Annotated in this window: 23 protein-coding genes and 1 pseudogene; 20 read left to right on the top strand and 4 right to left on the bottom strand. The window is 69.3% G+C overall.

The features are described 5' to 3' along the window. Window positions 1–132: 132 nt before the first annotated feature. Window positions 133–924: pseudogene (locus OG936_RS34425) on the top strand (IS200/IS605 family accessory protein TnpB-related protein); the annotation flags it as partial. A 7-nt stretch (window positions 925–931) separates the two neighbouring features. Continuing rightward, window positions 932–1,123, top strand: a complete 192-nt coding sequence (locus OG936_RS34430) for a hypothetical protein (protein ID WP_406499760.1) — start codon at window positions 932–934, stop codon at window positions 1,121–1,123. Between the two features lie 31 nt (window positions 1,124–1,154). Here OG936_RS34430 and OG936_RS34435 read toward each other — a convergent pair whose 3' ends face one another. Both OG936_RS34435 and OG936_RS34440 read right to left on the bottom strand, forming a co-directional pair. Beyond that, the gene (locus OG936_RS34435) at window positions 1,155–1,853 is read right to left on the bottom strand and encodes a response regulator (protein WP_406499761.1); all 699 of its coding nucleotides are present in this window, start codon (window positions 1,851–1,853) and stop codon (window positions 1,155–1,157) included. Further along, window positions 1,850–3,448 carry an ATP-binding protein gene (locus OG936_RS34440; protein WP_406499762.1) on the bottom strand — a complete coding sequence of 533 codons (1,599 nt, stop codon included), beginning with the start codon at window positions 3,446–3,448 and terminating at the stop codon, window positions 1,850–1,852. The genes OG936_RS34435 and OG936_RS34440 overlap by 4 nt, the downstream gene beginning before the upstream one ends. Before the next feature lie 239 nt (window positions 3,449–3,687). Here OG936_RS34440 and OG936_RS34445 point away from each other — a divergent pair, with 239 nt between their 5' ends. Genes OG936_RS34445 through OG936_RS34455 form a run of 3 tightly spaced genes read left to right on the top strand, consistent with a single transcriptional unit; the run spans window position 3,688 to window position 6,442 of the window. Then, complete coding sequence (locus OG936_RS34445) at window positions 3,688–4,503, top strand: ABC transporter ATP-binding protein (RefSeq protein WP_327271232.1); 816 nt, start codon at window positions 3,688–3,690, stop codon at window positions 4,501–4,503. Further along, the gene (locus tag OG936_RS34450) at window positions 4,493–5,356 is read left to right on the top strand and encodes an ABC transporter permease (protein ID WP_406499763.1); all 864 of its coding nucleotides are present in this window, start codon (window positions 4,493–4,495) and stop codon (window positions 5,354–5,356) included. The genes OG936_RS34445 and OG936_RS34450 overlap by 11 nt, the downstream gene beginning before the upstream one ends. A 48-nt stretch (window positions 5,357–5,404) precedes the next feature. Continuing rightward, the gene (locus OG936_RS34455; RefSeq protein WP_406499764.1) at window positions 5,405–6,442 is read left to right on the top strand and encodes an ABC transporter substrate-binding protein; all 1,038 of its coding nucleotides are present in this window, start codon (window positions 5,405–5,407) and stop codon (window positions 6,440–6,442) included. Between the two features lie 114 nt (window positions 6,443–6,556). Here the strand turns inward: OG936_RS34455 and OG936_RS34460 are convergent, their stop codons facing one another. Then, entirely contained in the window at window positions 6,557–7,861 is a 1,305-nt protein-coding gene (locus OG936_RS34460; protein ID WP_406499765.1) for a hypothetical protein, read from the bottom strand. Next, window positions 7,858–9,891 carry a transglycosylase domain-containing protein gene (locus OG936_RS34465; protein ID WP_406499766.1) on the bottom strand — a complete coding sequence of 678 codons (2,034 nt, stop codon included), beginning with the start codon at window positions 9,889–9,891 and terminating at the stop codon, window positions 7,858–7,860. Before OG936_RS34465 ends, OG936_RS34460 begins: the two co-directional genes overlap by 4 nt. A gap of 590 nt (window positions 9,892–10,481) precedes the next feature. Here OG936_RS34465 and OG936_RS34470 point away from each other — a divergent pair. The 15 genes from OG936_RS34470 to hypE all read left to right on the top strand — a co-directional run bounded on the left by OG936_RS34470 (window position 10,482) and on the right by hypE (window position 25,733). Next, window positions 10,482–12,290, top strand: a complete 1,809-nt coding sequence (locus OG936_RS34470) for a hydrogenase maturation protein (RefSeq protein WP_406499767.1) — start codon at window positions 10,482–10,484, stop codon at window positions 12,288–12,290. A 50-nt stretch (window positions 12,291–12,340) separates the two neighbouring features. Continuing rightward, window positions 12,341–13,420: a hydrogenase expression protein HypE gene (locus OG936_RS34475; protein WP_406499768.1), complete on the top strand. Its 1,080-nt coding sequence runs from the start codon at window positions 12,341–12,343 to the stop codon at window positions 13,418–13,420. Window positions 13,421–13,503: 83 nt separating this feature from the next. Then, window positions 13,504–15,288: a nickel-dependent hydrogenase large subunit gene (locus tag OG936_RS34480; protein ID WP_266751072.1), complete on the top strand. Its 1,785-nt coding sequence runs from the start codon at window positions 13,504–13,506 to the stop codon at window positions 15,286–15,288. Further along, complete coding sequence (locus OG936_RS34485; protein ID WP_406499769.1) at window positions 15,285–15,875, top strand: hypothetical protein; 591 nt, start codon at window positions 15,285–15,287, stop codon at window positions 15,873–15,875. Before OG936_RS34480 ends, OG936_RS34485 begins: the two co-directional genes overlap by 4 nt. Then, window positions 15,872–16,540: a DUF5947 family protein gene (locus OG936_RS34490; protein WP_406499770.1), complete on the top strand. Its 669-nt coding sequence runs from the start codon at window positions 15,872–15,874 to the stop codon at window positions 16,538–16,540. Before OG936_RS34485 ends, OG936_RS34490 begins: the two co-directional genes overlap by 4 nt. Next, on the top strand, window positions 16,537–17,235 hold the full coding sequence (locus OG936_RS34495) for a DUF6084 family protein (RefSeq protein ID WP_406499771.1): 699 nt from the start codon (window positions 16,537–16,539) through the stop codon (window positions 17,233–17,235). Before OG936_RS34490 ends, OG936_RS34495 begins: the two co-directional genes overlap by 4 nt. Then, window positions 17,232–18,680 carry a hypothetical protein gene (locus tag OG936_RS34500; protein ID WP_406499772.1) on the top strand — a complete coding sequence of 483 codons (1,449 nt, stop codon included), beginning with the start codon at window positions 17,232–17,234 and terminating at the stop codon, window positions 18,678–18,680. Before OG936_RS34495 ends, OG936_RS34500 begins: the two co-directional genes overlap by 4 nt. Next, window positions 18,677–19,225, top strand: a complete 549-nt coding sequence (locus OG936_RS34505; RefSeq protein WP_406499773.1) for a hydrogenase maturation protease — start codon at window positions 18,677–18,679, stop codon at window positions 19,223–19,225. Before OG936_RS34500 ends, OG936_RS34505 begins: the two co-directional genes overlap by 4 nt. Window positions 19,226–19,229: 4 nt before the next feature. Then, on the top strand, window positions 19,230–19,346 hold the full coding sequence (locus OG936_RS34510; RefSeq protein WP_406499774.1) for a DUF6893 family small protein: 117 nt from the start codon (window positions 19,230–19,232) through the stop codon (window positions 19,344–19,346). Window positions 19,347–19,467: 121 nt separating this feature from the next. After that, a complete protein-coding gene (gene hypA, locus OG936_RS34515) occupies window positions 19,468–19,860 on the top strand; it encodes a hydrogenase maturation nickel metallochaperone HypA (RefSeq protein WP_406499775.1) in 393 nt (130 codons plus the stop codon). A 3-nt stretch (window positions 19,861–19,863) separates the two neighbouring features. Next, window positions 19,864–20,685: a hydrogenase nickel incorporation protein HypB gene (gene hypB / locus OG936_RS34520; RefSeq protein ID WP_406499776.1), complete on the top strand. Its 822-nt coding sequence runs from the start codon at window positions 19,864–19,866 to the stop codon at window positions 20,683–20,685. Then, window positions 20,682–23,120, top strand: a complete 2,439-nt coding sequence (gene hypF / locus OG936_RS34525; RefSeq protein ID WP_406499777.1) for a carbamoyltransferase HypF — start codon at window positions 20,682–20,684, stop codon at window positions 23,118–23,120. The genes hypB and hypF overlap by 4 nt, the downstream gene beginning before the upstream one ends. Window positions 23,121–23,174: 54 nt before the next feature. Continuing rightward, on the top strand, window positions 23,175–23,495 hold the full coding sequence (locus OG936_RS34530) for a HypC/HybG/HupF family hydrogenase formation chaperone (RefSeq protein ID WP_266751085.1): 321 nt from the start codon (window positions 23,175–23,177) through the stop codon (window positions 23,493–23,495). Next, complete coding sequence (gene hypD / locus OG936_RS34535; RefSeq protein WP_406499778.1) at window positions 23,492–24,619, top strand: hydrogenase formation protein HypD; 1,128 nt, start codon at window positions 23,492–23,494, stop codon at window positions 24,617–24,619. Before OG936_RS34530 ends, hypD begins: the two co-directional genes overlap by 4 nt. Window positions 24,620–24,677: 58 nt before the next feature. After that, window positions 24,678–25,733 (top strand): hydrogenase expression/formation protein HypE, encoded by a 1,056-nt coding sequence (gene hypE, locus OG936_RS34540; protein ID WP_406500732.1) that lies wholly within the window; start codon window positions 24,678–24,680, stop codon window positions 25,731–25,733. Window positions 25,734–26,114: the final 381 nt, after the last annotated feature.

Genomic DNA, 26,114 nt, shown 5'->3' on the forward strand with positions numbered 1-26,114 from the left:
AGCAGGAGTGGGTCCTGTCGGCGGCTTCATGGGGTGGGAACGGGAGTTCTGGGGCCGAATGAGTGACCTTGGCGGCTGGTGCTCGTTGGACTGGGTAGCAGGTGTCCGGTCTCGTGGGAGGGGATGTTGTAGTGGGTGGTGTACGGGAGCTGGCCGCGCCCTTCGTGGCGCCCGGGCCTTGCGGGGTGGCGGTCCGGGACCGTCTCCCGGGGCGTGATCGGCGTGGACACCAACGCTGATCATTTCGCCGCCTACCACCTCGACCGGCATGGCAATCCGATCGGCGACCCGCACCGCTTCCCCTACGACCTGTCCGGCACCACCGCTCACCGCGACGCACAGATCCGCCACGCACTGACCCGCCTGCTCCACTGGGCCAAGCAGGCCGGTGTTACCGCGATCGCCATCGAAGACCTCGACTTCACCGCCGAGAAGACCCGCGAGAAACATGGCCGCAGGAAACGGTTCCGGCAGCTGATCTCCGGTATCCCGACCGGGAAGCTCAAGGCCCGGCTCGTCTCCATGGCAGCCGAACAGGGTTTGGCGATCGTCGCGGTCGACCCCGCCTACACCTCGATGTGGGGTGCCCAGCACTGGCAGAAACCACTGGCCACCCCGCACCGCAGAATGTCCCGTCACGATGCCGCCGGCATCGCGATCGGACGACGCGCCCTCGGACACCCGGTCCGGCGTCGGACGGCACCGCCCCCACACGACCGGAGTGATCGTGCGGGGCATCGGACCGCCCAGGCCCCACCAGGCACCCGAGGACGTGACGGAACCCGCCCACCCGCAACGGACCACGCCCCCAGAGACGTGTCGCCGAACGGGACGCGAAAGCGGGGACCGAGTGCATCCAACACCGTTCGGGATGCGCCCAGTACACATCAGTGGGTCCAGGACTCACTCATGCACACTGGCTAGGAACGGTGTGCGAACGCAGCGGTCCGATCGTCAGCCCCTGTTCGCCGCAGGTATCGAGCCGCACAGCCGTCGCAGGCTCGCCGCGGTCGGTGTCCTGCTCCTGTGCGTGATGGCCGCCTCGCTCGCCGGGGTGGGGGCCGGTGTCCACGACCTGCACCGAAGCGTGGAGATCGCCCAGGGGGAGCAGCCGGACGGCTGAGACCGGCAGCGGCCGCGCCGCCGTACGGCGCTCAGTTCGCCTTCGCCCACGCGTAACGGTGTTCGGGCCGGCCGGTGTCGCCGTACTTGAGACTGAGGCTGATCCGGCCCGCCCCCTCCAGATACTTGAGGTATCGCTGCGCGGTGGAGCGGCTCAGCCCGGCCCGGGCGGCGACCTCATGTGCGGACAACGGCTCGTCGGCCGCCGACAGGACATGGCGTATCACATCGGCCGTGGGCGCCGAGTGGCCCTTGGGCAGGGCCGCCGCGAGGCCGGACTCCGCGGTGCGAAGCGCGGCGAAGATCTGGTCGACCTGCTCCTGCCCCGCCTCGCCCCGACCGCCGCCCACGCCTTCCAGGGTGCGGCGCAGGGCCGCGTAGCTCTCCAGCTTCGACCGCAGACCGGTGAAGCTGAACGGTTTGACCAGGTACTGCAGGGCGCCGTACCGCATCGCGGTCCGGACGGTCGACACGTCACGGGCCGCGGTCACCATGATCACATCGGCCGGGTGACCGAGCTGGCGAAGCCGCCGTACCAGGGTCAGACCCGTCTCGTCCGGAAGATAGTGGTCGAGAAGGACCAGATCGACACGCTCGCGCTCCAGGAAGGCCAGCGCCTGCGCGGCGGTGTGCGCACGCGAGACGACGCGGAAGCCGGGAACCCTGGCCACATACTCGGCGTTGATCTCGGCGACACGGAAATCGTCGTCCACCACCAGGACATCGATCATCGCAACTCTCCCACTTCGGTCGGCGGCCGCACGCCGAGTGCCTCGGGCAGAACGACGGTGAACACCGCGCCACCGCCGGCCCTGGCCGTGACGCGAGCCGCGCCACCGTAGCGCTCGGCCAGTCGGCGCACCAGCGCCAGACCCAGACCGCGGCCGCGGTGCGCGGGGGACTCCTTGGTGGACCAGCCCTCGGTGAAGATGTGCTCGCGCATGCCGGGAGGTATCCCGGGACCGTTGTCGCTGACCCGCAGGACCGCGGTCGTCCCCTCGGCGAGCAGCTCGACCTCGATGAGCGAGGCGGCGTCCAGCGCGTTGTCGATGAGGTTGCCGAGGACCGTCACCAGATCGCGCGGGTCCACCACCACGTCCGGGAGCCGGGTGCCCGGCGAGACGCGCAGGGACGCGCCGCGCTCCGCCGCGATGGCCGACTTGCCCACCAACAGCGCCGACAGCAGCGGATCGTTGACGCGCTCGGCGACCTGCTCCGCCGACGCCCGATGCCCGCTGGTCACCTCCGCGACGAACTCCACCGCGGCTTCGTGCCGCCCGAGTTCGAGCAGCCCGAGCAGAGTGTGCAGCCGGTTGGCGTGCTCGTGGTCCTGGGCGCGCAGCGCGTCCAGCAGGCCGTGCGTGGAGTCCAGTTCACGGCCGAGAAGCTCCAGTTCGGTGCGGTCGCGCAGGGTGACGACGGCTCCGCCGTCACCGGTGGGCATCCGGTTGGCGATGAGTACGCGCCCGTTGCAGACGGTGATCAGGTTGGCTCCCTCGACCCGTCCCGCCAGTACCTCCGTCGTACGACCGGGCGGCAGCACCTCGCCGAGTGCCCGCCCGACGGCGTCCTGGCCCAGCTCCAGCAGGCGCCGCGCCTCGTCGTTGAGCAGCCGGATCCCGCCCCGGGCGTCGAGGGCGAGAACGGCCTCGCGGATGCTGTGCAGCATGGCCTCCCGCTCGTCCAGCAACGCGGAGATGTCGGCGAACGCGAGCCCGTGCGTGCCGCGCTGCAGCCGCCGCGAGACGGCCAGGGCGGCCAGTACACCCACGGCGAGCGCCGCTCCGGAGTAGCGCAGCAGACCGGGAATGGCTTCGAGGAGCCGGGTGTGGACGCTGTCGTAGGCGATACCCACCGAGACCGCGCCCACGATGATGTGCCGACTGTTCCGCAGCGGGACCTTCGCGCGTGCCGAGCGGCCCAGGGTTCCGTTGTCGATCTGCATGATCTCCTGGCCGGACAGCGCCGTACTGGGGTCGGTCGAGACATGCTTGCCGATCTGCTCGGTCTCGGTATGCGACCAACGCACCCCGCGGGTGTCCATGACCACGATGTAGAGCGCTCCGGTGGCGTGCCTCATGCGCTCCGCCTCGGCCTGCACGGGTCCGGAGGGGCTGGGGTCGGTGCTCGTCAGATTGCGTACCAGACCGGGTTCGGCGGCGGCGGTCTGGGCGATGGACAGCGCCTGGCGCATCGCCTGGTCGTCGAGCTGGTGGCTGAGGGGCGCGAGGAAAAGTCCGGTGACGAGCATGATCACGCCGGTGGTGATGGCCACCTGGGTGAGCAGGACCTGGGCGAAGACACGGCGGGGCCAGTGAATCCGCATGTGCTTCGACCTCTGCCTTCCGCCGGCCAGGAACCTCTGCTCCCGGCCAGGAACCTGATGCTCCGTTTCGTCCTTGTGTGAACGCAACGTAAACGTCACCGACGCCGATGACCAGTCTTCGTGTCGCATTCGTTGTCGCAGCGCGAGCAAAACGAGCAGAACCACGGGTTATGGGCAGAAGCAGGAGTTGTGAGCGCAAGGGTGCCCAGGCCCGCGCGCCGCACTTAGCGTCCCGCTTCATGAACAGCGATACGAGCCCCGCCATCGAGCTGCGGGGGGCGAGCAAAGCGTTCCGGACTCCGTCGGGGACGCTCCACACCGCCGTACGAGATCTGGACCTCACGATCGGGCGCGGCGAGTTCGTCGCCGTGGTCGGCCCCACCGGATGCGGCAAGTCGACCACGCTGACCCTGGTCAGCGGTCTGGAAGAGCCCACCGAGGGCGAGGTGCTGGTCGGCGGCGAGCCGGTGCGCGGTATCGGCGACAAGGTCGGCTTCGTCTTCCAGCAGGACGCGGTCTTCCCCTGGCGGACCGTCCTTTCCAACGTGATGGCTGGGCCCCGCTTCCGCGGCGTGCCGAAGCCCGAGGCGAAGGAGCGGGCCAGGGAATGGCTCGCCCGGGTCGGTCTTTCCTCCTTCGAGGACCGTTATCCCCACCAGTTGTCCGGCGGTCAGCGCAAGCGGGTCGCCCTCGCGGCCACCTTCGTCAACGACCCCGAGATCCTGCTCATGGACGAACCCTTCTCCGCGCTCGACGTGCAGACCAGGGCCCTGATGTCGGACGAACTGCTGGAGCTGTGGGCCGGCACCGGTGCCTCCGTCGTCTTCGTCACCCATGACCTGGAGGAGTCCATCGCGCTGGCCGACAAGGTCGTGGTCATGACCGCGGGACCGGCCACGATCAAGGAGGTCTTCGAGATCGACCTGCCCCGCCCCCGCAAGGTCGAGCAGGTGCGTCTGGAACCCCGGTTCATCGAGATCTACCGGGAGATCTGGTCCTCGCTCGGTGAAGAGGTCCGCATCACCCGCGAGAGGGGTGCGTTCAATGTCGCCTGAAACCATCACCGCGAGCGCCCCCGTCACCAAGACCGAACGGACCCGAGCCAGGGCACGGGCCGCCCGGAACCGGAAGTTCCTCGTGCTCGGGAGTCGGGTCGCGGTGCTCATCGCGGTCATCGGGCTGTGGGAGTGGCTGGCCCGGACCGCGGTCATCGACCCGTTCAACTTCTCCATGCCGTCGAAGATCTGGGACCAGATCCGCACCTGGGTCGTCGACGGCACCGCCCAGGGCTCCTTGTGGGAGCAGATCTGGTACACGCTCTACGAGGCGCTGCTCGGCTGGGTCATCGGTGTGATCGCCGGTGTGCTGCTCGGAATCGCACTGGGACGCGTCCGGTTCGCCGCCGATGTCCTCGGCCCGTACATCAAGGTGCTCAACGCTCTGCCGCGTATCGTCCTCGCGCCGATCTTCCTCATCTGGTTCGGCCTCGGACCGGCCTCGAAGGTCGCCTCCGCGGTCGTCCTCGTGTTCTTCCCCGTCTTCTTCAATGCCTTCCAGGGAGCCAGGGAGGTCGACCGCAACCTCGTCGCCAACTCCCGCATCCTGGGTGCCAGCAACCGACAGGTCACCCTTCAGGTGGTCATCCCGTCGGCCACGTCGTGGATCTTCACCAGCCTGCACGTGAGCTTCGGCTTCGCGCTCATCGGCGCCATCGTCGGTGAGTACATCGGTGCCACCAAGGGGCTCGGCCTGCTGGTCGCCGCCTCCCAGGGCACGTTCAACGCCGCTGGTGTCTATGCCGCGATGGTCATCCTCGCGATCGTCGCGCTGCTGGCCGAAGGCCTGCTGACCTTCCTCGAAAAGCGGCTCTTCCGCTGGAAGCCGGCCGACGCCGACACCGCCCGCTGACGCCCGTACACCTGTACACCCGACTTTTTTCACAAGGACGTGAATCAGATGCGCACATCCACCCGGATCTCGGCCGTCGCTGTGGCAGGGGCGCTCGCCCTGACCACTCTGACCGCCTGTGGCGGCGACTCGACCTCGGCCTCCGGTGACAAGAACGACAAGGTCAAGATCATGGTCGGGGGCCTGGACAAGGTCATCTACCTGCCCGCGATGCTCACCGAGCGGCTCGGCTACTTCAAGGAGGAGGGGGTTTCGGTCCAGCTCCTCACCGAGCCCGCGGGCGTCCAGGCCGAGACGGCACTGGTCTCCGGCGATGTCCAGGGCACGGTGGGCTTCTACGACCACACCCTCGACCTTCAGGTGAAGGGCAAGCACGTCGAGTCGGTCGTCCAGTTCTCCCACGCTCCCGGCGAGGTCGAGATCGTCTCGAATCAGGCGGCGGATGACCTCAAGTCGGCGAAGGACTTCAAGGGCAAGAAGCTCGGAGTGACGGGTCTCGGCTCCTCGACCGACTTCCTGACGAAGTACCTTGCCGTGAGCAACGGCGTGCAGACCAGCGAATTCACGCCGGTGGCCGTCGGAGCGGGGCAGACGTTCATCTCCGCGCTTCAGCAGGGATCCATCCAGGGCGGCATGACCACCGACCCGACCGTCGCCACCATCCTGGACAAGAAGCTCGGCAAGGTCCTCATCGACATGCGGACCCCCGAGGGCTCCCAGCAGGCGCTCGGCGGCCCCTACCCGTCCTCGAGCCTCTACATGCAGACCGAGTGGGTCAACAGCCACAAGGAAACCGTCCAGAAGCTGGCCAACGCCTTCGTCAAGACGCTGAAGTGGATGTCCACGCACAGCGCCGACGAGATCGCCGCGAAGATGCCCGCCGACTACGCCCAGGGCGGCGGCAAGGACCTCTACGCGCAGGCCATCAAGAACACCCTGCCCATGTTCACCACGGACGGCGTCATGCCCGCGGACGGCCCCGCGACCGTCGAGCGCGTACTGAAGGCCTTCAACCCGAACCTGAAGAACGCCAAGGTGGACCTCGACAAGACGTACACCACGGAGTTCGTCAAGAAGGCGAACTGACCCAGGGCGTCGACGACGCCCGCGAATCCCCGACCGCGAAGTCCCGGCCCTGAACGACTCGTCACGTCCTGTGAGTTGTTCGAGGCCAGGGCTTCGCGGTCCGCGTTCATCGGCCTATTGCTTCCAGTTCGGAGGCTGGGCGGGGTCGAGCGTTCGCCATTGGGCGAGGACCTCGGGGTCCTGCGCGTCGAGCCAGTCGGTCAGTTCGCGGAAGGACACACAGCGCACCTCCTTGCGCGGGCAGACCTCGCGCATGGTCTCCTCGGCGGCATCCATGTAGATCCCGCCGTTCCAGTTTTCGAAGTGATTCCCGATGAAGAGCGGCGCGCGGCTGCCGTGGAACGCCCGCTCGAACCCGGCGGTGTAGGCGTTCCGTGCCTCCGTGCGCCACTTCTTGTACTGCGCGGGGTCGCCCTCGGTGCTGCCTTCCGACTGGTTGTAGAGGAAGTTGAAGTCCATGGACAGCACCTGGAAGTCCTTGCCGGGAAACGGCAGCATCTGCAACGGCAGGTTCCAGATGCCGTTCTTCTTCGCCGGCCAGATCTGGAAGTCCCCCGGGGAACTCGCGTCGTAACGCCATCCGAAGAGCTTGGTCGCGGGCAGCAGGGTCTTCTGGCCTTCGAGACAGGGGGCCCGCCCGCCGACGACTTCGCGCGTGGGGTCGAACGGCAGCGGATCGAGATCGGTGAAGCCCGTGTTGGTCTTCCAGTTCTGCACGAAGGAGTAGAACTGGTTGATTTCGCCGACCCACTCCGGCGTACTCCAGTCCCCACCGCCCTTCTTGTCGCAGAAGTGGCCGTTGAAGTGCGACCCGATCTCGTTGCCCTCCCGCCAGGCCCCGCCGAGCTGTTCCAGCGTCATGCGGATGTGTTCACGCGTCGGGTACGAGATCGCCGCCTCTCCGGGCTTGTGCTGGGGCGGCTCGTAGAGGTTCCGCTTCTCCTTCGGGAGCAGGTAGATCCCGGTGAGGAAGAACGTCATGTGCGCATTGCTCTCCTTGGCCGCTCGGCGGAAGCGCGAGAACATGCGGTCGTCCCCCTCGAGCGCGCCGTCCCAGGAGAACACCACGAACTGGGGCGGTTTCTCACCCGGCTTGAGCCGCACGGCCTTCGGCCGGCCCGGCTGCGGGCCGGTGTAGGACGTGGAGCCGTCTCCCAGAATCCTGACCCTTCCGTCCCACTGCTCCTCCTCCGTCTTCTTCCTGTCGCCCCCACGATGCGCCCGGGTCGTGGGCGTCGGCGCGGCGACGGTGCTGGTGCCCTGCCGCGGGGTCCGGCTGTCCGACGAGTTGTCGGAGGCCAGCGGGATCAGCGCCGCGGAACCCGACGTCACCAGGCAGGCCGCGAGCCCGAGCACGATGCGGGGCGCCGAGCGGGCCCGTATGCGCTGAACGAGGGACACTGCTTCGGTACGTGTCACTTCATCAAGGCTTCCGTGTAGGTGTTCCAGATCCGGGACGGGAGTTCGCGGCCGGCCGCCGAGCTGCCGCCGAGCCCCTTGAGCGGCAGTGGCGCCAGACTCTTCGCCAGGTCCATGCGGTACAGGACAACGGCCGTCGACACGGACCGGTCGTAACCGATGTACCAGCGCGCGGTGTCGTCCTCGGTGGTTCCCTCCTTGGCGGCGACGGGCGAGGCGGCGACGGTGCCGTTCTCCCCGCTGGGCCGTGTGAGCGCCGCGGTGACCTCGTCGGCGACGGCGGACCGCACGGCGCGCCTGGCCCGCGGCGGATCCAGCCGGACCGGTTCGCCGTTGCGTGTGACCTCGCGGACCGAGTACGGATCGGTGTGCAGTCCGTGCGCCGCGAACATGCCGTACGCGTCCGCCATGCGGATGGCGCTCGGTGTGGAGTTGCCCATCGAGAACGCCGGTACGGGCGGACCGAAACTGGAGGGGAGCAGCCCGGACGCCTCGGCCGTACTGCGGACCGATGTGAGCCCCGTATCCATGCCGAGTTGGAGGAAGGGGGAATCGACGGCCTTCGCCATGGCCTCGTGCAGACTGATGCGGCCGTAGGAGTGGTTGCCGTCGTTGTGACCCTTGACCATCTTCCCGCTGCTGTCCCAGTAGGGGCCTTCGGGCGTGACGACCGGAGTGCCGTCGTCACCGTCGTACACGGTGGACGGTGTGACGGTGGTCCGGGGACCATTGCGTTTGCGTGAGACTCCGTGCTCCAGGCCGGCTGCGTAGACGAACGGAGTGAACGCCGAACCGGCCGGGACGGTACCCGCGTTGGATTCGTTGAAGGCCTGCCGCTCGAAGTCCGGGCCGCCGTACACGGCGAGGATCCGGCCGTCCGGGGCGACGGACGAGGCCCCGAACCGGACATGGCGGTCGGCCTTGCGCTGTTGGGGATCGAGGGTCTCGCGCGCCTTCTTCACCGACTGGGTGAGGGCGGCCATCCGCGGCTTCTCGAACGTCGTGTAGATCTGGTAGCCGCCGAGGTCGAAGCGTGCGTCGGAGATGTGCCCGGCACGCTTGGCGTAGGACTCGGCGAGCTGGACGAGATAACCGTCCTGTCCGGCCGTGCTGTTGGGCTTGTGAGGCGGCTTCGGTTCGGGAAACGTGGTGTACCGGGCACGCTCGGCCGGGCTCAGCCGGCCGGTCTCCACCATGCGGTCCAGCGTCCACTTCCACCGTTTGACGGCACGGTCATGGTTACGGGGACCGATGGCGGGATCGTAGAGCGAGGCCCCTTTGAGCAGCGATGCGAGGAACGCTCCCTCGCTGGCGTCGAGTTGGGTGACCTCCTTCCCGTAGTACGCCTGGGCCGCGCGCTGGAGACCGTAGGTGCCCCGGCCGAACCAGCTGGTGTTCAGATAGTCCTCAAGGATCTTGTCCTTGCTCACCTGCCGGTCGAGTTTGACCGCGAGCAGCATTTCGGTGAACTTGCGGGAGAAGGACTGGTCCTGCGAGAGGTAGACGTTCTTGACGTACTGCTGGGTGATGGTCGATCCGCCCTGCGTGTCCCCGTCGCCGACCGTGCGCCACAGCGCGCGGGTGATTCCCTGGGCCGATATGCCGTGGTCCGAGTAGAAGTCGGCGTTCTCCGCCGCCAGCACAGCCCATCGGACGTCGTCGGGGATCTTCGACAGGGGCATTTCCTGGCGGCTCACCCAGCCCGTACGGGCCATGGGAGTGCCGTCCGCCCAGTAGTAGACGGTGTCCTGCTGCGTGGCGAACGCGTTGAGGTCCTCGGGGATGTCCGTACGTGCGTAGGCGATGCCCACCACGGCCACGAGGGCTGCGGTGACCATCAGGAACGAGCCCGTGACCAGCCGCCACGAGGGCACCCATCTTCGCCAGCCGCGTCGGCCCGTGCGCGGATAGTCCGGCTTGCGAGGCAGGCGCAGACGCGGTCGGTCCGCCTGTTTTCTGCTCCTCTTCCCGGGGGCTAACACGGCCCGAGCGGCATGTGCCGTTCTGCTGAATATCTTGTGCTGTGTCATTCCGTCCAGCCATGACAGGCCGGGCAGGCCGCAGCTACGACCGTGCCCGTACACGTGTAGTGGTCATTGCTCGTGCGCCGCCACGCGCCGCTCCGGCCGGCCCTCCCGTGGTCCCGCGGACGCCTGCCGGCGCTCGGCGGGCGGCAGAGTCATGCGTGCCGGCCGGTGTATGGCATGTGCATCCCCCGGTTCAGTTCAGGCCGTGCGGCTGCTGATCGGTCCGAAACGCCCAGGGGGCGGCCACGCGCTTCCCCCTTGCCGACTCCGCCACAGCAACGGCCAAAGCGTGACCGAGAGTTGCGTCGCGAAGTCACGTAAAGATAACAGGCCGCCGGGGCGGGCCGTGCCTCCTGGCCTCGACTGCCCGCGGCGGGTGCGTAGTTGGGCTCGGAACGAACGCTCGGTCCCGTGTCATGTCGTTGTCCGGTTCATTCCGATCCGCTGAGCGCGGGGCTCGGTCCATGGGTTCCACTGAGCGGTCGCCGAAACGTTCGCTTTCGGGTGACTTCGCGGCCGGTTGCCGCTGGAGCCCCGACCGCGATACCCCACCATCGCTACCAGCCGGATCCGCCCGGCGTTGGGAGATTGCCATGCACATTCTGATCGTGGCGAGCGCGTTCAACAGTCTCACTCAGCGTGTTCATGCCGAGCTGAGGGATCGCGGTCACGCCGTGGCGGTGGAACTCGCAACTCGGGACGCGTCCGCTCGCGACGCGTCGCTGCGGCGAGCCGTCCGCGAGTTCGCGCCCGACCTCATCCTGGCCCCGTTGCTGAAGACCGCCATCCCCCGGGACGTGTGGGCGGCGCACACCTGCCTCGTCGTCCACCCCGGCCCGCCCGGCGATCGCGGGCCGTCCTCCCTCGACTGGGCCATCCACGAGGACGCGGAAACCTGGGGTGTGACGGTCCTGCAGGCCGACGAGGAGATGGATGCCGGAGACATCTGGGCATCGGCCACCTTCGCGGTGCCTCGGGTAGGCAAGAGCGACCTGTACCGCAACGAAGTCTCCGACGCCGCGTTGCGGGCCGTGCACCTCGCCGTCGAGCGCTTCGCGTCCGGTACGTACGTCCCTCGCGCGCAGACCGGCGGGGACGAGGGGCTGCGCATCCGTACGCGGCCGTACTTCCGTCAGGAGCGCCGTCGTATCGACTGGGAGTCGGACTCCACGGAAGCGGTCCTGCGCAAGCTGCGGGCCGCCGACTCGTTCCCCGGAGTGCTCGACGAACTGCTCGGGGACGAATGGTTTCTGCACGGGGGGCACCCGGAGCACGAACTGCGCGGCAGGCCGGGCGAGCTGGTGGCCGTACGGGCAGGGGCCGTCTGCCGGGCGACGACCGACGGCGCGGTGTGGATCCCCGAACTCCGTCCCCGCCGCTCGCCGGGCGGGCCCGCCACGTTCAAACTGCCCGCTGTGACGGCGCTCGCCGGGCGTCTGCCCGCACTGCCCGAGCATCCCGCGCCGCTGCACGAGGAAAGGGGCCGGCGCGGCTGGAGCGACATCGGCTACCGGGAGGTGGGGCAGGCCGGGTTCCTCTCGTTCTCCTTCCCCGGCGGCGCGATGAGCACGGCGCAGTGCCGACGCCTGCACGACGCCTACCGGATGGCCTGCGGGCGGCCCACCTCGGTGCTGGTGCTGGGAGGCGGCCGGGACTTCTTCTCCAACGGCATCCACCTCAATGTCATCGAGGCCGCCGCCGACCCCGGCGAGGAGTCCTGGGCCAACATCAACGCCATGGACGACCTCGTGGAGGCCGTGCTGACCACCACCGACCGGCTGGTGGTCTCCGCCGTGGGCGGCAACGCGGCCGCGGGCGGGGTGATGCTCGCTCTGGCCGCCGACGAGATCTGGTGCAGGTCGGGCGCGGTGCTGAACCCGCACTACCGACTGATGGGGCTGTACGGCTCCGAGTACTGGACGTACACGCTGCCGCGCCGGGTGGGGAGCGCCGCCGCGGATCGTCTCACCGGCGATGCGCTGCCCTTGAGCGCGGCAGCCGCGGTGCGGCTCGGACTGGCCGACCGGACCGTCGACTGCGCCGCCGAGTCGTTCACGGACGAGGTCACCCGGCTGGCGGCCCGCCTCGCCGCGTCGCCCGCTGCACAGGCGCGGACCGCGGCGAAGAAGGCCGAACGGGACCGGGACGAGGCCCACAGACCCCTGGCCGACTACCGCGAGCAGGAGCTGGCGGTGATGCGGCGGACCTTCTTCGACCCACGGTCGTCCTACCACGCGCTGCGGCGCGCGTTCGTCCACAAGGATCCCCTCTCGGACCGCCCCCCGCACCTTGCCGCGGCCGCCGGATCGGTGGGGGAACAACCTGCTTTTGAGCCCGGCGTCACCGCACTGGCGGCGCACGACGGTGCACCCGTGCCGAAGGCCTGTTACCAACAACAGTGAGGGCCGATATGTCGGCCTTCACTGTTGTCTCTTTCCAGGGAGGCATCCTCATGGATGCAACAACGTCGAACACCGTGGACGCCCCCGATGCGGCCACGGGAGAAGAGTCCCCGATCCATATCCTCTGGATCAACGCGGGGCTGAGCTGTGACGGCGACTCGGTGGCCCTGACCGCCGCGATGCAGCCCAGCATCGAAGAGATCGTGACCGGTGCGCTGCCCGGTCTGCCCAAGATCGAGGTCCACTGGCCGCTCATCGACTTCGAATGCGGCCCGGTGGGTGGTGCGGACACGTTCATCGAGTGGTTCTTCAAGGGCGAGCGCGGCGAGATCGATCCCTTCGTCCTGGTCGTGGAGGGTTCCATCCCGAACGAGACCATCAAGTCGGAGGGCTACTGGTGCGGCTTCGGTGACAATCCGGAGACCGGCCAGCCGGTCACCACCAGCGAATGGATCGACCGGCTGGCGCCCAAGGCCCTGGCCGTCGTCGCCATCGGGACCTGCGCCACGTACGGCGGAATCCACGCGATGGCGGGCAACCCGACCGGTGCCATGGGCCTGCCCGACTATCTCGGCTGGGACTGGAAGTCGAAGGCCGGGATCCCGATCGTGTGCGTGCCCGGCTGCCCGATCCAGCCGGACAACTTCTCGGAGACCCTGACGTACCTGCTGTACCAGGCGGCCGGATCCGCTCCGATGATTCCGCTGGACGACAAGCTCCGACCGACCTGGCTGTTCGGCGCCACCGTGCACGAGGGGTGCGACCGGGCCGGGTACTACGAACAGGGTGAGTTCGCCGAGACCTACGACTCGCCCAAGTGCCTGGTCAAGCTCGGCTGCTGGGGCCCCGTCGTCAAGTGCAACGTTCCCAAACGCGGCTGGATGAACGGCATCGGAGGCTGCCCGAACGTGGGTGGCATCTGCATCGCCTGCACCATGCCGGGCTTCCCCGACAAGTTCATGCCGTTCATGGACGAACCGCCCGGCGCCAAGGTCTCCGCCACCGCCAGCGGCGCGTACGGCGCGGTCATCCGCAAGCTCCGGTCGATCACGGCGAAGACCGTGGACAAGGAGCCCAAGTGGCGGCACAAGAGGGACCGGCTGACCACGGGCTACCGGCCTCCGTGGTGAACCCGTCCAGGACACCGACGGCACGGCGCACCTTCCGGTGACGTCCCCACCTCACGCTTCTCAGAAGGGCTACGGCACACACGATGGCACCGACAACGAAGGCGGCCGGCGACGGCAGCGGCCTGGTGGAGATGGCCTGGGATCCGATCACCCGGATCGTGGGCAGTCTCGGCATCCACACGAAGATCGACTTCAAGCAGAAGCGGGTCGCGGAGTGCTACAGCACCTCGTCGGTCTTCCGTGGCTACAGCGTCTTCATGCGGGGCAAGGACCCCAGGGACGCCCACTTCATCACCAGCCGCATCTGCGGGATCTGCGGCGACAACCACGCCACGTGTTCCGTGTATGCGCAGAACATGGCGTACGGGGTGAAGCCGCCGCACCTCGGTGAGTGGATCATCAACCTCGGTGAGTCCGCGGAGTACATGTTCGACCACAACATCTTCCAGGAGAACCTGGTCGGGGTCGACTACTGCGAAAAGATGGTCCGCGAGACCAATCCCGGTGTCCTGGAACTGGCCGAGCGCACCGAGGCGCCGCACGCCGGGGAGCACGGATACCGCACCATCGCCGACATCATGCGGTCGCTCAACCCCATCGAGGGTGAGTTCTACCGCGAGGCCCTCCAGGTGAGCCGCTACACGCGGGAGATGTTCTGCCTGATGGAGGGGCGTCATGTGCATCCCTCCACGCTCTACCCGGGCGGTGTGGGCACCGTCGCCTCCGTCCAGCTCTTCACGGACTACCTCAGCCGCCTCATGCGCTATGTGGAGTTCATGAAGCGGGTCGTGCCCCTGCACGACGACCTGTTCGACTTCTTCTACGAGGCCCTGCCCGGGTACGAAGAGGTCGGGCGCCGACGGGTGCTGCTCGGCTGCTGGGGGGCGCTCAACGACCCCGAGCACTGCGACTTCACCTACGCCAACATGAGCGACTGGGGACGGAGGATGTTCGTCACTCCGGGTGTGATCGTGGACGGCAAGCTGGTCACCAACGACCTGACCGAGATCAACCTCGGCATCCGGATCCTGCTGGGCAGTTCGTACTACGACGACTGGCAGGGCAAGGAGCAGTTCGTCACCCACGACCCGCTCGGCAACCCGGTCGATCCGCGCCACCCGTGGAACCAGCACACGATCCCCGCGCCGCAGAAACGGAACTTCGACGACAAGTACAGCTGGGTGATGTCGCCGCGCTGGTTCGACGGCAAGGACCACCTGGCCCTGGACACCGGCGGCGGGCCCATCGCCAGGCTGTGGTCCACCGCCCTGTCCGGGCTCGTCGACGTCGGCTACGTCAAGGCCACCGGACACAGCGTCGTCATCAACCTGCCCCGCACCATGACCAAGCCCGAGACCACCTTCGAGTGGCAGATCCCGAAGTGGAGCAACGCGCTGGAGCGCAACCGCGCCCGCACGTACTTCCAGGCGTACGCGGCCGCGATCGCGCTGCACTGCGCCGAGAAGGGGCTTGAGGAGGTCCGCGCCGGACGTACCCAGACCTGGGAGAAGTTCGACGTCCCCGACGAGAGCATCGGCGTCGGGTTCACCGAGGCCGTGCGGGGTGTGCTGTCCCACCACATGGTGATCAGAGACGGCAAGATCGCCAACTACCACCCCTACCCTCCGACACCGTGGAACGCCAGCACCAGGGACACCTACGGAACTCCCGGGCCTTACGAGGACGCCGTGCAGAACACCCCGATCTTCGAGGAGAACCCGCCGGAGAACTTCAAGGGCATCGACATCATGCGCACCGTGCGCAGCTTCGACCCGTGCCTCCCGTGCGGTGTCCACATGTACGTCGGCGGGGGCCGAACCGTGCAGAAGATGCATGTGCCCACCGGTCTGAGCGGACTCGGCGGATGAGCCCGACCACGCATACCGCGGCAGCGAAGATGCCCGACGCGGAGCAGGCCGGGCGCCGCGTCGAAGAGGTGCTCGAACAACTGGCGGCAGCCGGTGACCGGAAGACCTCCGCGACGGCCGAGGAACTGGTACGGGCCCTGATGGACTTCTACGGGGCAGGGCTGGCCCGGATCATCGACGGGCTCCTCGCCGCACCGGGCCGCGAGACCGGCGACACCCTGGACGCACTCCTGGGCGACGGCCTCGTGTCGAGCCTGCTGGTCCTGCACGACCTGCACCCCGAGGACACCGGCATGCGCATCGGGCGGGCCCTCGAAGCCGTCCGTGATCCCGTCGAGGTGGTGAGCTTCGACGACAGCACGGGCACCCTGCGCCTGCGGACCGCCGGCACGGGCGGCTGCGGCTGCGGCGGTGCGCCGGCCGCACAGCTGTCCGTCGAGAACTCCCTGGCCTGCTTCGCACCGGAAGTCACCACGGTCGAGATGGAGCCCGCCTCCGCCGGTCGGGAACCGGCACTCCTTCAGATCGCAACCCGCCCGCCGCAAGGTCCGCCGACCGCCTACCCGGCTCCGGCCGGGACGTCATGAGCGCGCCCCGGACATGGGCCGGGCGGTCCGCACCCGCCCCGGGCGTACACACCCTGCGTCGGTTCGCGGCACCGCGCGAGCCGCGGCAGGAGCGGTGCGAACTGTGCGGAGTACCGGTCGCCGAGGACAACCACCGGCATCTGGTGGACATCGAGCAACGGTCGCTGGCGTGCACCTGCACGCCATGCGCTCTGCTCTTCGAGCGGCCCGGCGCCGCCCACGGCCGGTTCCTGAGCGTCCCGGACCGCTACCTCGCCGACCCCGACCACCGTCTCGACGACAACGCGTGGGAGGTCCTGCAGATCCCGGTCGGCGTGGCGTTCTTCTTCCGCAACGCCGCCCTGGACCGGCTGGTGGCGCTCTACCCGAGCCCCGCCGGAGCCACCGAGAGCGAACTCGATCCGTCGGCCTGGCAGACGGTCCTCGGCACCAGCCGTCTCGCCGAGCTGCTCGAACCCGACGTGGAAGCCCTGTTGTTGCGCCGCTTCGAGGGCCGGGCCCAGTGCTATCTGGTACCGATCGACATCTGCTACGAGCTGGTGGGACGTATGCGCCTGCGGTGGCAGGGCTTCGACGGCGGAGCCGAGGCCCGGGCCGATCTGCAGGCCTTCTTCGAACACATCGAACGCCGGACCGGGACAATGGTGGGGGAGCGCCGGCCATGACGGACTTCACTTTCACCTGCACCGGCGTGCGCGCCGATCCGTACGCCGCCGGCCCCACCCTCGTCTTCCGGCTGCGCATCACCGCGTCCGAGGAGGCGCGGGTCCACGCGCTCGCGCTGCGCTGCCAGATCCGCATCGAACCGGCCCGGCGCGGCTACGAACAGACTGAGGCCGAGGGCCTGACGGACCTGTTCGGAGAGCGTTCACGCTGGGGCCGCACACTCCAGCCCGTGCAGTTCGCCCAGGTCCCGGTCATGGTTCCCGCGTTCACCGGGGAAACCGAGACGGACGTCGTCGTGCCCTGCACGTATGACCTGGAGATCGCCGCGACGCGGTACATGAACGCGCTGACGGATGGTGAGGTGCCGCTCCTGATGCTCTTCTCGGGCACCGCCTTCACCGGTTCCGGCGGCTTCAGGGTCGAGCCGGTGCCGTGGGACCTGGAGGCGCCGTTCCGGATGCCGGTGGTGGTGTGGCAGGAGATGGTCGATCAGCACTTTCCCGGGTGCGGCTGGATCCGCCTTCCCCGCGACACCATGGACGCGCTGCTCGAATTCCGCTCCCATCACGCACTGCCGTCCTGGGAGGCGACCGTCCGGGCACTTCTGGACGCGCCCGGGACCACGGCCCTCCCGCCGGACGGAAGACTCGCCGACGCCGGGCTCGCCGGACTCGCCGAGAGGACGGCGCAATGACCACATCCGCGTTCACCCCCGCGCTGGAAGCCCGTTTCGCCGCCGCCCGGGGCGTGGCCGACGCGGTCCTCTTCGAGGGCTACGTCCTGTACCCGTACCGCGCGTCGGCGGCCAAGAACCGGCTCCGCTGGCAGTTCGGGGTGCTCGTGCCACCGGCCTGGGCGGCGGCCGCCGAGGAGCACGACTTCCAGCACACCGAGTGCCTGATGGAAGCGAAGGCGGACGCGATGCTGGCGGCCGAGGTGCGCTTCCTGCACGCCCAGCGCCGCACCGTGCAGCGGATCCGCGAGGACGGCACCTTCCGGACCGTCCCCGAACTCCATCTCACCGACCGGGTCCTGGTTCCCTGGGACGAGGGCGCGGAGGAACGGGTCGAAGTACTCACCACCGTGGCCGAGCTCGCCGGCGACGGCGTCGTCGTCCACTTCACGCGCCCGGCACGCGAGGAGTACGAAACGGTCCGCGACGAGGAGGGCCGGACCGTCGGTCGCCTGGTGCGCCGCTGCGCGGAGGTCAACGGCACGGTGAGGCTGTCCGCCGCCGAACTCGACGGCCCCTACCGGGCGATGCGGCTCACCGCCGTGGTGGAGAACACCAGCACCTGGACACCGGACACCGCTGACGCCGACCGCGATGCCGCGCTGCCCGGATCACTGGTGGCCACCCACCTCCTCCTGGGCCTCGACGCAGGCTCGTTCCTGTCGATGACGGACCCTCCCCAGTGGGCCAAGGGTGCGGTCGCGGGCTGCCGGAACCTGCACACCTGGCCCGTACTGGCCGGGGAGCCCGGCCGCGCGGACCTGATGCTCTCGTCCCCGATCATCCTTGAGGACCACCCGGCCATCGCCCCTGAGAGCCCCGGAGCGCTGTACGACTCCACGGAGATCGACGAGATCCTCGCCCTGCGGACGGCCGCGCTGACCGACCAGGAGAAGCGTGAGGCCCGGGGGACGGACGACCGGGCGGCCGCAGTGATCGACCTGGCCGACTCCATGCCCCCAGAGGTCCTGGAGCGGCTGCACGGCGCGGTGCGGGCCCTGCGGGAGGTCACCGGGCCGGGTGCGCCCGCGGCCGTCGCGTCCGAGGGATTCCCGCACGTGCCGGAAGGGGCCGACGAGTACGGCCTGACCAGGCCGGAGCAGCCATGGTGGGACCCGGCGGGCGACGGCGGCGCCGACCCGGCGCACGACCGGATTCTGGTGGACGGCCGGCCGGTGGGCGCGGGCAGCCGCGTACTGCTGCGACCGGGCCTGCGCCGTACCGATGCCCAGGACCTCTTCCTCAAGGACCGCAGCGCACTGGTCGAAGCGGTACTCCACGACGTGGACGGGGGAGTGCACCTCGCGGTCACCGTGGAGGGCGACCCCGGTGCGGACATCCGGCGCGAGCAGGGCCGGTTCCTCTACTTCCAGCCCGACGAGGTCGCCCCTCTGGAGGACGCATGACGGCGCCCACGGAGCAGAGAGCGACGACTCTGGTCGCGGGTGTCGGGAACATCTTCCTCGGCGACGACGGCTTCGGTGTCGAGACCGTACGACGACTGAAGTCGGGCCCCCTTCCCGGCCACGTCGAAGCGGTGGACATCGGGGTGCGCGGGGTCCATCTCGCGTACCAGCTCCTCGACGGGTACGACACGCTGGTCCTGATCGATGCCACGGAACGCGGCGGCGAGCCCGGAACGCTGTATCTGATCGAGGCCGACCGGCCCGGCAGTATCGAGCCGCAGGAAGCCCTGCTCGACGGTCACCGCATGTCCCCCGACGCGGTCCTGGCCCTGCTGGAAACCCTGTGCGCCGGAACGGGCTGCACGCCCCCGGGGCGCACGCTGGTCGTCGGATGCGAGCCCGCCGGCGTCGACGAGGGCATCGGCCTGAGTGAGCCCGTCGCGGCTGCCGTACCGGCGGCCGTGAACATGGTCCTGCGCCTTGTGCGGGACGTCGAACGGACCGCGCCGGCCGCACAGCCGGCGGCCGGTCCGGCCATGAACTGAGGAGATGAACACCATCGTGAAGAAGATCATCCTCGGCGGCGCGGTCGCCGCCGCAGTTGCCGTACTCGTGGCCCAGGTCATGCCCGACATCAAGCGCTACCTGAGGATTCGCGCCATGTGACGCCGTCGCACCTGATGACGCCCGGGCTGCACCGAATGACGTACGCGGCGTGCGGCGTCGGCGAGCCAGCCCGGCCGCGGCCGGGCCCCCCGGTGTAATGACGCGGGCAGGACGGAGACCCATGCACGAGATGTCCATCGCCATGGCCGTCGTCGGCCAGGTGGAAGAAGCGGCCCGGGCCGACGGCGCCGTAGCCGTCACATCGGTCCGGCTCCAGGTCGGCGAGCTCGCCGGGGTGGTCCCCGACGCACTGTCCTTCTGCTTCGAACTGGCCTGTGCCGGGACCGTACTGGAAGGCGCCGAACTGGTGGTCGACTCCGTACGGGCGAGAGCACGCTGCGAGCCCTGCTCGGACGAATGGGCCGTCGGAATGCCACCGCAGCTGTGCTGCCCCGTGTGTGGCCAGGCAACCGCGGAACTGCTGTCGGGCAGCGAACTCCGGATCGCCGACGTCCACTGGGACGAGGGGCCTGCGCAAAGACGTATCCGTGAACCGATTTCCGAGGAGCGCTGAACGATGTGCCGTGTGGTCGATCTCCAGCAGGCGGTACTCGCGAAGAACGACACGGCGGCGCACCGCCTGCGCACCGAACTCGCCGCCCGCGGCACCGCGGTCGTCAATCTGCTCTCCAGCCCGGGCAGCGGCAAGACGGCACTGCTCGAACGTGAATTGGTACTGGCCAGGGAGAGGGGCGTCCCCGTGGCGGCGCTCACCGCCGACCTGGCCACCGAGAACGACGCCACTCGCCTGGCCCGCTCGGGCGCCCCGGTCAAGCAGGTGCTCACCGACGGACTCTGCCATCTGGAGGCCCGGATGCTGGGCGGGCACCTCGACGGGTGGCTGCCCGAGGACTCCCGGCTCCTGTTCGTCGAGAACGTCGGCAACCTGGTCTGCCCGGCGTCGTACGACCTCGGCGAAACACTGAGGGTCGTCCTCGCCTCGGTCACCGAGGGCGAGGACAAGCCGCTGAAGTACCCCACCGCCTTCGGGCTGGCGCACCTGGTGCTCGTCACCAAGACGGACATCGCCGAGGTGGTGGAGTTCGACGAGGACGCCTTCCGCGCCCATGTCGAGCAGGTCAACCCCGGTGTGGAGGTGCTCCTCACCTCCGCCCGGCGCGGTGACGGTGTCGGAGCGCTCCTCGAACGGGCGCTGGCGGCCTCGAACGGCGCCCCGGTCCACCGGCCCGTCATGGCCCAGCAGCACCGGTCCACGCACACCCATGCCCACGTGGAACACGGCGGGGCCTCTCACGACGGACCCCACACGCATCCCTGCGAAGACGAGCCGGACGCCACGACGGGTGCGTCCGGTGCCACGGCGCACACCCGCCCGTGACGACCCAACGGTCCGGCCCGGCCACGGGCGAGCCGGTGCAGCGCCGCCGGATCACCGTCCGTGGCATCGTCCAGGGCGTCGGATTCCGGCCCTACCTGTACACGCGCGCCCTCGGCATGGGCCTGGCCGGAAACGTCACCAACACCCCCGAGGGTGTCGTCGCGGAAGTCGAGGGCTCACCGGCTGCGGTGGCCCTGTTCTGCGAAGGGATCGCCGCCGACGCACCGCCCATGGCCGTTCTCGATTCCGTCGAGCACAGAGACGTTCCCGCAGCCGGCGGTGCGGGCTTCACCATCGTCGCCTCCCGGGCCGGCGGGCCTTCCCGGACGCTGGTCCCGCCGGACGTGGCCACCTGTGCCGACTGCCTTGCCGAGCTGGCCGATCCCGCGGACCGGCGCCACCGGCACCCCTTCATCACCTGCACCAACTGCGGGCCGCGGTTCACCATCGTCACGGAACTGCCGTACGACCGCGCGCACACCACCATGGCCCGTTTCCCCATGTGCCCCGACTGTGCCCGCGAATACGCGGACCCGGCGGACCGCCGCTTCCATGCCCAGCCGGTCGCCTGCCACCGATGCGGGCCCCGCCTCGATCTGCTGGTGGCGCACCCGGATCCGGACAAGCCCCCGCGTCGGGCGACCGGGACGGATCCGGTCGCCGAGGCCCGCCGGCTCCTGGCCGGCGGCGCGATCCTCGCGGTCAAGGGGCTCGGCGGCTACCACCTCGCCTGCGATGCGGCCAACCCCCGGGCCGTGGCCGCACTGCGCCGCCGCAAGGCCCGTGGCGACAAGCCGTTCGCCCTGATGGCCCGCGACATCAGCGACATCGAACACCTCGTCCACGTCGGCGCCGAGGAGCGGACCCTGCTCACCGGCGTCGCCCGGCCGATCGTCCTGCTGAGGCGCCGCAGCCATGCCGTTCCCGGACCGGGCGCTCCGGCACCGTCGGAAGACGTCGCCCCGGGCAGCCACGACCTCGGCGTCATGCTCGCCTACACCCCTCTGCACCACCTGCTCCTCGGCCTGCCCGGCGACCCGGCCGGGCCGCGCCTGCTCGTCATGACCAGCGGCAACGTGGCCGGGGAGCCGATCGTCACGGACGACGCCGAGGCGCTGGACCGGCTCGCCCCCCTGGCCGACGCCTGGCTGACCCACGACCGCCCGATCCATGTACCGTGCGACGACTCCGTCGTACGTGTCTGTGACGGGGAACCGCTGACCGTACGCCGCTCACGCGGTTACGCCCCCCGGCCCCTCGAACTGCCCCTTCCGGTACCGGCGATCCTCGCCGCGGGCGGTGACCTCAAGAACATCCTGTGCCTGGCGGAAGGGCGCCGGGCCTGGCTGTCCGCCCACATCGGTGACATGGACGACCTCGCCACCCAACACGCCTTCGAGCACGCCGGACAGCAGCTGGAGACCATCACCGGAGTGCGGCCCGGCACCCTGGCCGTCGACGCGCACCCCGGATACCGCTCGGGACGGCTGACCCGCCGTCTGGCCGGTGAACGGCAGGTCGTACGCGTACAGCACCATCACGCGCACATCGCCTCGGCGATGGCCGAGCACGGCCTGGACGGCACACGGCGCGTGATCGGCGTGGCGTTCGACGGCACCGGCTACGGCGACGACGGAGCCGTGTGGGGCGGCGAGTTCCTGCTGGCGGACTACGACGGATACCACCGGTTCGCGCATCTCGCGTACGTCCCCCTGCCCGGTGGCGACGCCGCCGTACACCGCCCGTACCGCATGGCCCTGGCGCATCTGCACGCGGCGGGAATCGACTGGGCGCGCGACCTGCCGTGCACGGCTTCCTGTGACGTCAATGAACTGGACGTACTCTCAAGGCAGTTGGAGCGGAACCTCCATTGCGTTCCCACCTCCAGCATGGGCCGGCTGTTCGACGCGGTCTCCTCCCTCACCGGCATCTGCCACCGGGCCGGATACGAGGCCCAGGCCGCCGTCGAACTCGAAACCGCCGCGCTCGGAACGGCTGTGGACGACTGCGGCGGATACGAGTTCGCACTCCGTCATCCCGCACCGGACAGCGCGAGCTCACTGATCGCCGACCCCGCGCCCGTACTTTCGGCGGTGATCGAGGATGTGCGCGCGGGTACCGCGCCGGGTGTCGTCGCGGCACGCTTCCACGAGGCGGTGGCCGCCCTCGTGCGCAGCACTTGCGTCCTGGCTCGTCAGCAGCACGGCCTGGACACCGTGGCCCTGACCGGCGGCGTCTTCGCCAACACGCTGCTCTCCTCGGCCTGCGCCCGGACGCTGCGCGACCTCGGCTTCACCGTTCTGAGACACCACCAAGTTCCCCCGAACGACGGGGGGCTGGCGCTGGGGCAAGTGATGGTCGCCGCCCGGACCCACGCCCCCGGAACACCTGAAGGCCGCATCGGCGCGGCGCGGGGAGGCGCGGCCACCCACTGACAAGCGCGCCCGGCAGGACCGGGTGGGCGGGAGCAACCACAGCGAGGAGAAGCCATGTGCCTGGCGGTGCCCGGCAGAGTACTGGAAATCGAGGAACGGGACGGCACACGCATGGCCACCGTCGACTTCGGCGGAGTGGTCAAGGAAGCGTGTCTGGAGTATCTGCCGGACCTTCAGGTCGGTGAGTACGCCATCGTCCATGTGGGGTTCGCCCTGCAGAAACTGGACGAGGAGTCGGCCAGGCAGACGCTGGAGCTGTTTACTCAACTCGGCATGCTTCAGGAGGAGTTCGGCGACCCATGGGAAATGGCGGCAGAGGCCGGTGGACTGCCGCTGCCCGGCGCGGCCGAGGCGTCGCAGGAGGCACGGCAGTGAAGTACATCGACGAATTCCAGGACCCCGAGCTGGCCCGCGGGCTGCTCGACGAGATCCGCTCCACCGTGACCAGGCCGTGGGCGTTGATGGAGGTCTGCGGCGGGCAGACCCACACCATTATCCGGCACGGCATCGACCAACTCCTGCCGGACCAGGTGGAACTGATCCACGGACCGGGCTGCCCCGTCTGCGTCACCCCGCTGGAAGTCATCGACAAGGCGCTGGAGATCGCCTCCCGTCCCGAAGTGATCTTCTGTTCCTTCGGCGACATGCTCCGCGTCCCCGGCACCGGACGGGACCTCTTCCGGGTCCGCAGCGAGGGCGGAGACGTACGCGTCGTCTACTCTCCGCTCGACGCACTGAAGATCGCGCAGCAGAACCCGGACCGGGAGGTGGTGTTCTTCGGAATCGGCTTCGAAACCACCGCGCCGCCCAACGCAATGACGGTCTATCAGGCACGCAGGCTCGGCATCCGCAACTTCAGTCTGCTCGTGTCCCATGTCCGGGTGCCACCCGCGATCGAGGCGATCATGCGGTCGCCGGACTGCCGGGTTCAGGCATTCCTCGCCGCAGGGCATGTGTGCAGTGTGATGGGCCTGGGCGAATATCCCGAGCTGGCCGAACGGTTCGGTGTCCCGATCGTGGTCACGGGATTCGAACCGCTGGACATTCTGGAAGGTGTACGCCGCACCGTGGTCCAGTTGGAACGCGGCGAACACTCCGTGGACAACGCCTACCCCCGCGCGGTGCGCCCCGAGGGGAATCCCGCCGCACTGGCGATGCTGGAGGACGTCTTCGAGGTGACGGACCGGGCCTGGCGCGGCATCGGCGTCATCCCCGGCAGTGGCTGGCGGCTCGCCCCGCGCTATCGGGACTACGACGCCGAATACCGCTTCCAGGTGTCCGGTATCGACACCCGTGAACCCGCCCAATGCCGCAGCGGAGAGGTCCTGCAGGGCCTGCTGAAGCCTCACGAATGCGAGGCGTTCGGCACCGTCTGCACCCCTCGCACCCCACTCGGAGCCACCATGGTCTCCAGCGAGGGCGCCTGCGCCGCGTACTACCTCTACCGGCGGCTGGACATGAACAAGACCGAATCTCTGGAGGCGAGCCCCGTTGGCTGAGACCGTCGAGACCCCCACGCGCGGCGACCGGGCCGTTTCGGCAACGCCTCCCTCCGGCATCGCGCCACTCGATGCCACAGCATGGACGTGCCCGGCCCCGCTGCGGGATCATCCGCGCATCGTCATGGGCCACGGCGGCGGCGGCGCGCTCTCCGCCGAACTGGTCCAGCACATCTTCGCCCCCGCCTTCGGAGGCGACACGCTCGCGCAGCTGGGCGATTCGGCGTCCGTGCAGCTGGGCGGCGCCCGACTGGCCTTCTCCACCGACTCCTTCGTGGTGCGGCCGCTGTTCTTCCCCGGTGGCAGCATCGGCGACCTCGCGGTCAACGGCACCGTCAACGACCTGGCCATGAGCGGTGCGCGTGCCGCCTATCTGTCCTGCGGATTCATCCTGGAGGAGGGCGTCGAGCTCTCCGTCGTCGCGCGTGTCGCCGAGGCCTTCGGCGCCGCCGCGCGCGAGGCGGGCGTCGAGGTGGTGACGGGGGATACCAAGGTGGTCGAAGCCGGTCATGGTGACGGCATCTTCATCAACACCGCCGGCATCGGCCTCATCCCGCCCGGCGTGGACCTGCGGCCGCAGCGGGTCGTCCCGGGTGACGTCGTGATCGTGAGCGGGGCGATCGGTGTCCACGGCGTGGCAATCATGAGCGTGCGCGAGGGGCTGGAGTTCGGAGTCGAGATCGCGAGCGACTGTGCCGCCCTGGGCGGACTCGTGGAGGCCATGCTCGCGGTCACCCCGGACCTGCACGTACTGCGCGACCCCACCCGTGGGGGGCTCGCCGCGTCCCTCAACGAGATCGCGGCCGCTTCGGGCACCGGCGTCCTGATCCAGGAGCGGCACGTCCCCGTTCCCGCGCCGGTGGCCAACGCCTGCGCCATCCTCGGGCTCGACCCGATGTACGTCGCCAACGAGGGGAAGCTGGTGGCGTTCGTACCGCGCGAACACGCCGACGCGGTCCTGGACGCGATGCGGGCACACCCGTTGGGCCGGGACGCGGCAGTGATCGGTGCGGCGGTGGACGCCCACCCGGGCATGGTGGTGGCCCGCACGGGGCTCGGCGGGACGCGCGTGGTCGACCTGCCGGTCGGGGAGCAGCTGCCGCGGATCTGCTGACGTCATCGTTGCGTCGTGCGGGTCCGGTTGCATCGAACCGGCCAATTCGACTACAGCACCACGCGCCGCGCGTGGTACTCGTACGCGACAGCGGCACTGCTGCTCAGCCTCGGCGGCCTGGCCTTCGCCGCGGCGCCCGGCTTCGGAGCGCGGGGAGCGCTGCTGGTGCTCGGCGCCGCCGTCGTCCTGCTGACGTTCGCCGAACGGCTCCAGGTCGGCGCCTCGTGGACCCTCTCCTTCGACCTGGCACCGGAGCGGTCACGCAGCGCCTACCTGGTGCTGTTCAACACGAGTCGCACCGTCGCCAACGTTCCCTTCGCGATGCTGCGCGGACCGGGCGGCACCGGCGGGCGCCACGTCCTCGACGCGCCCACCGTGCCG

It is taken from the genome of Streptomyces sp. NBC_00846 (genome assembly GCF_045207325.1).
GTDB lineage: Bacteria > Actinomycetota > Actinomycetes > Streptomycetales > Streptomycetaceae > Streptomyces.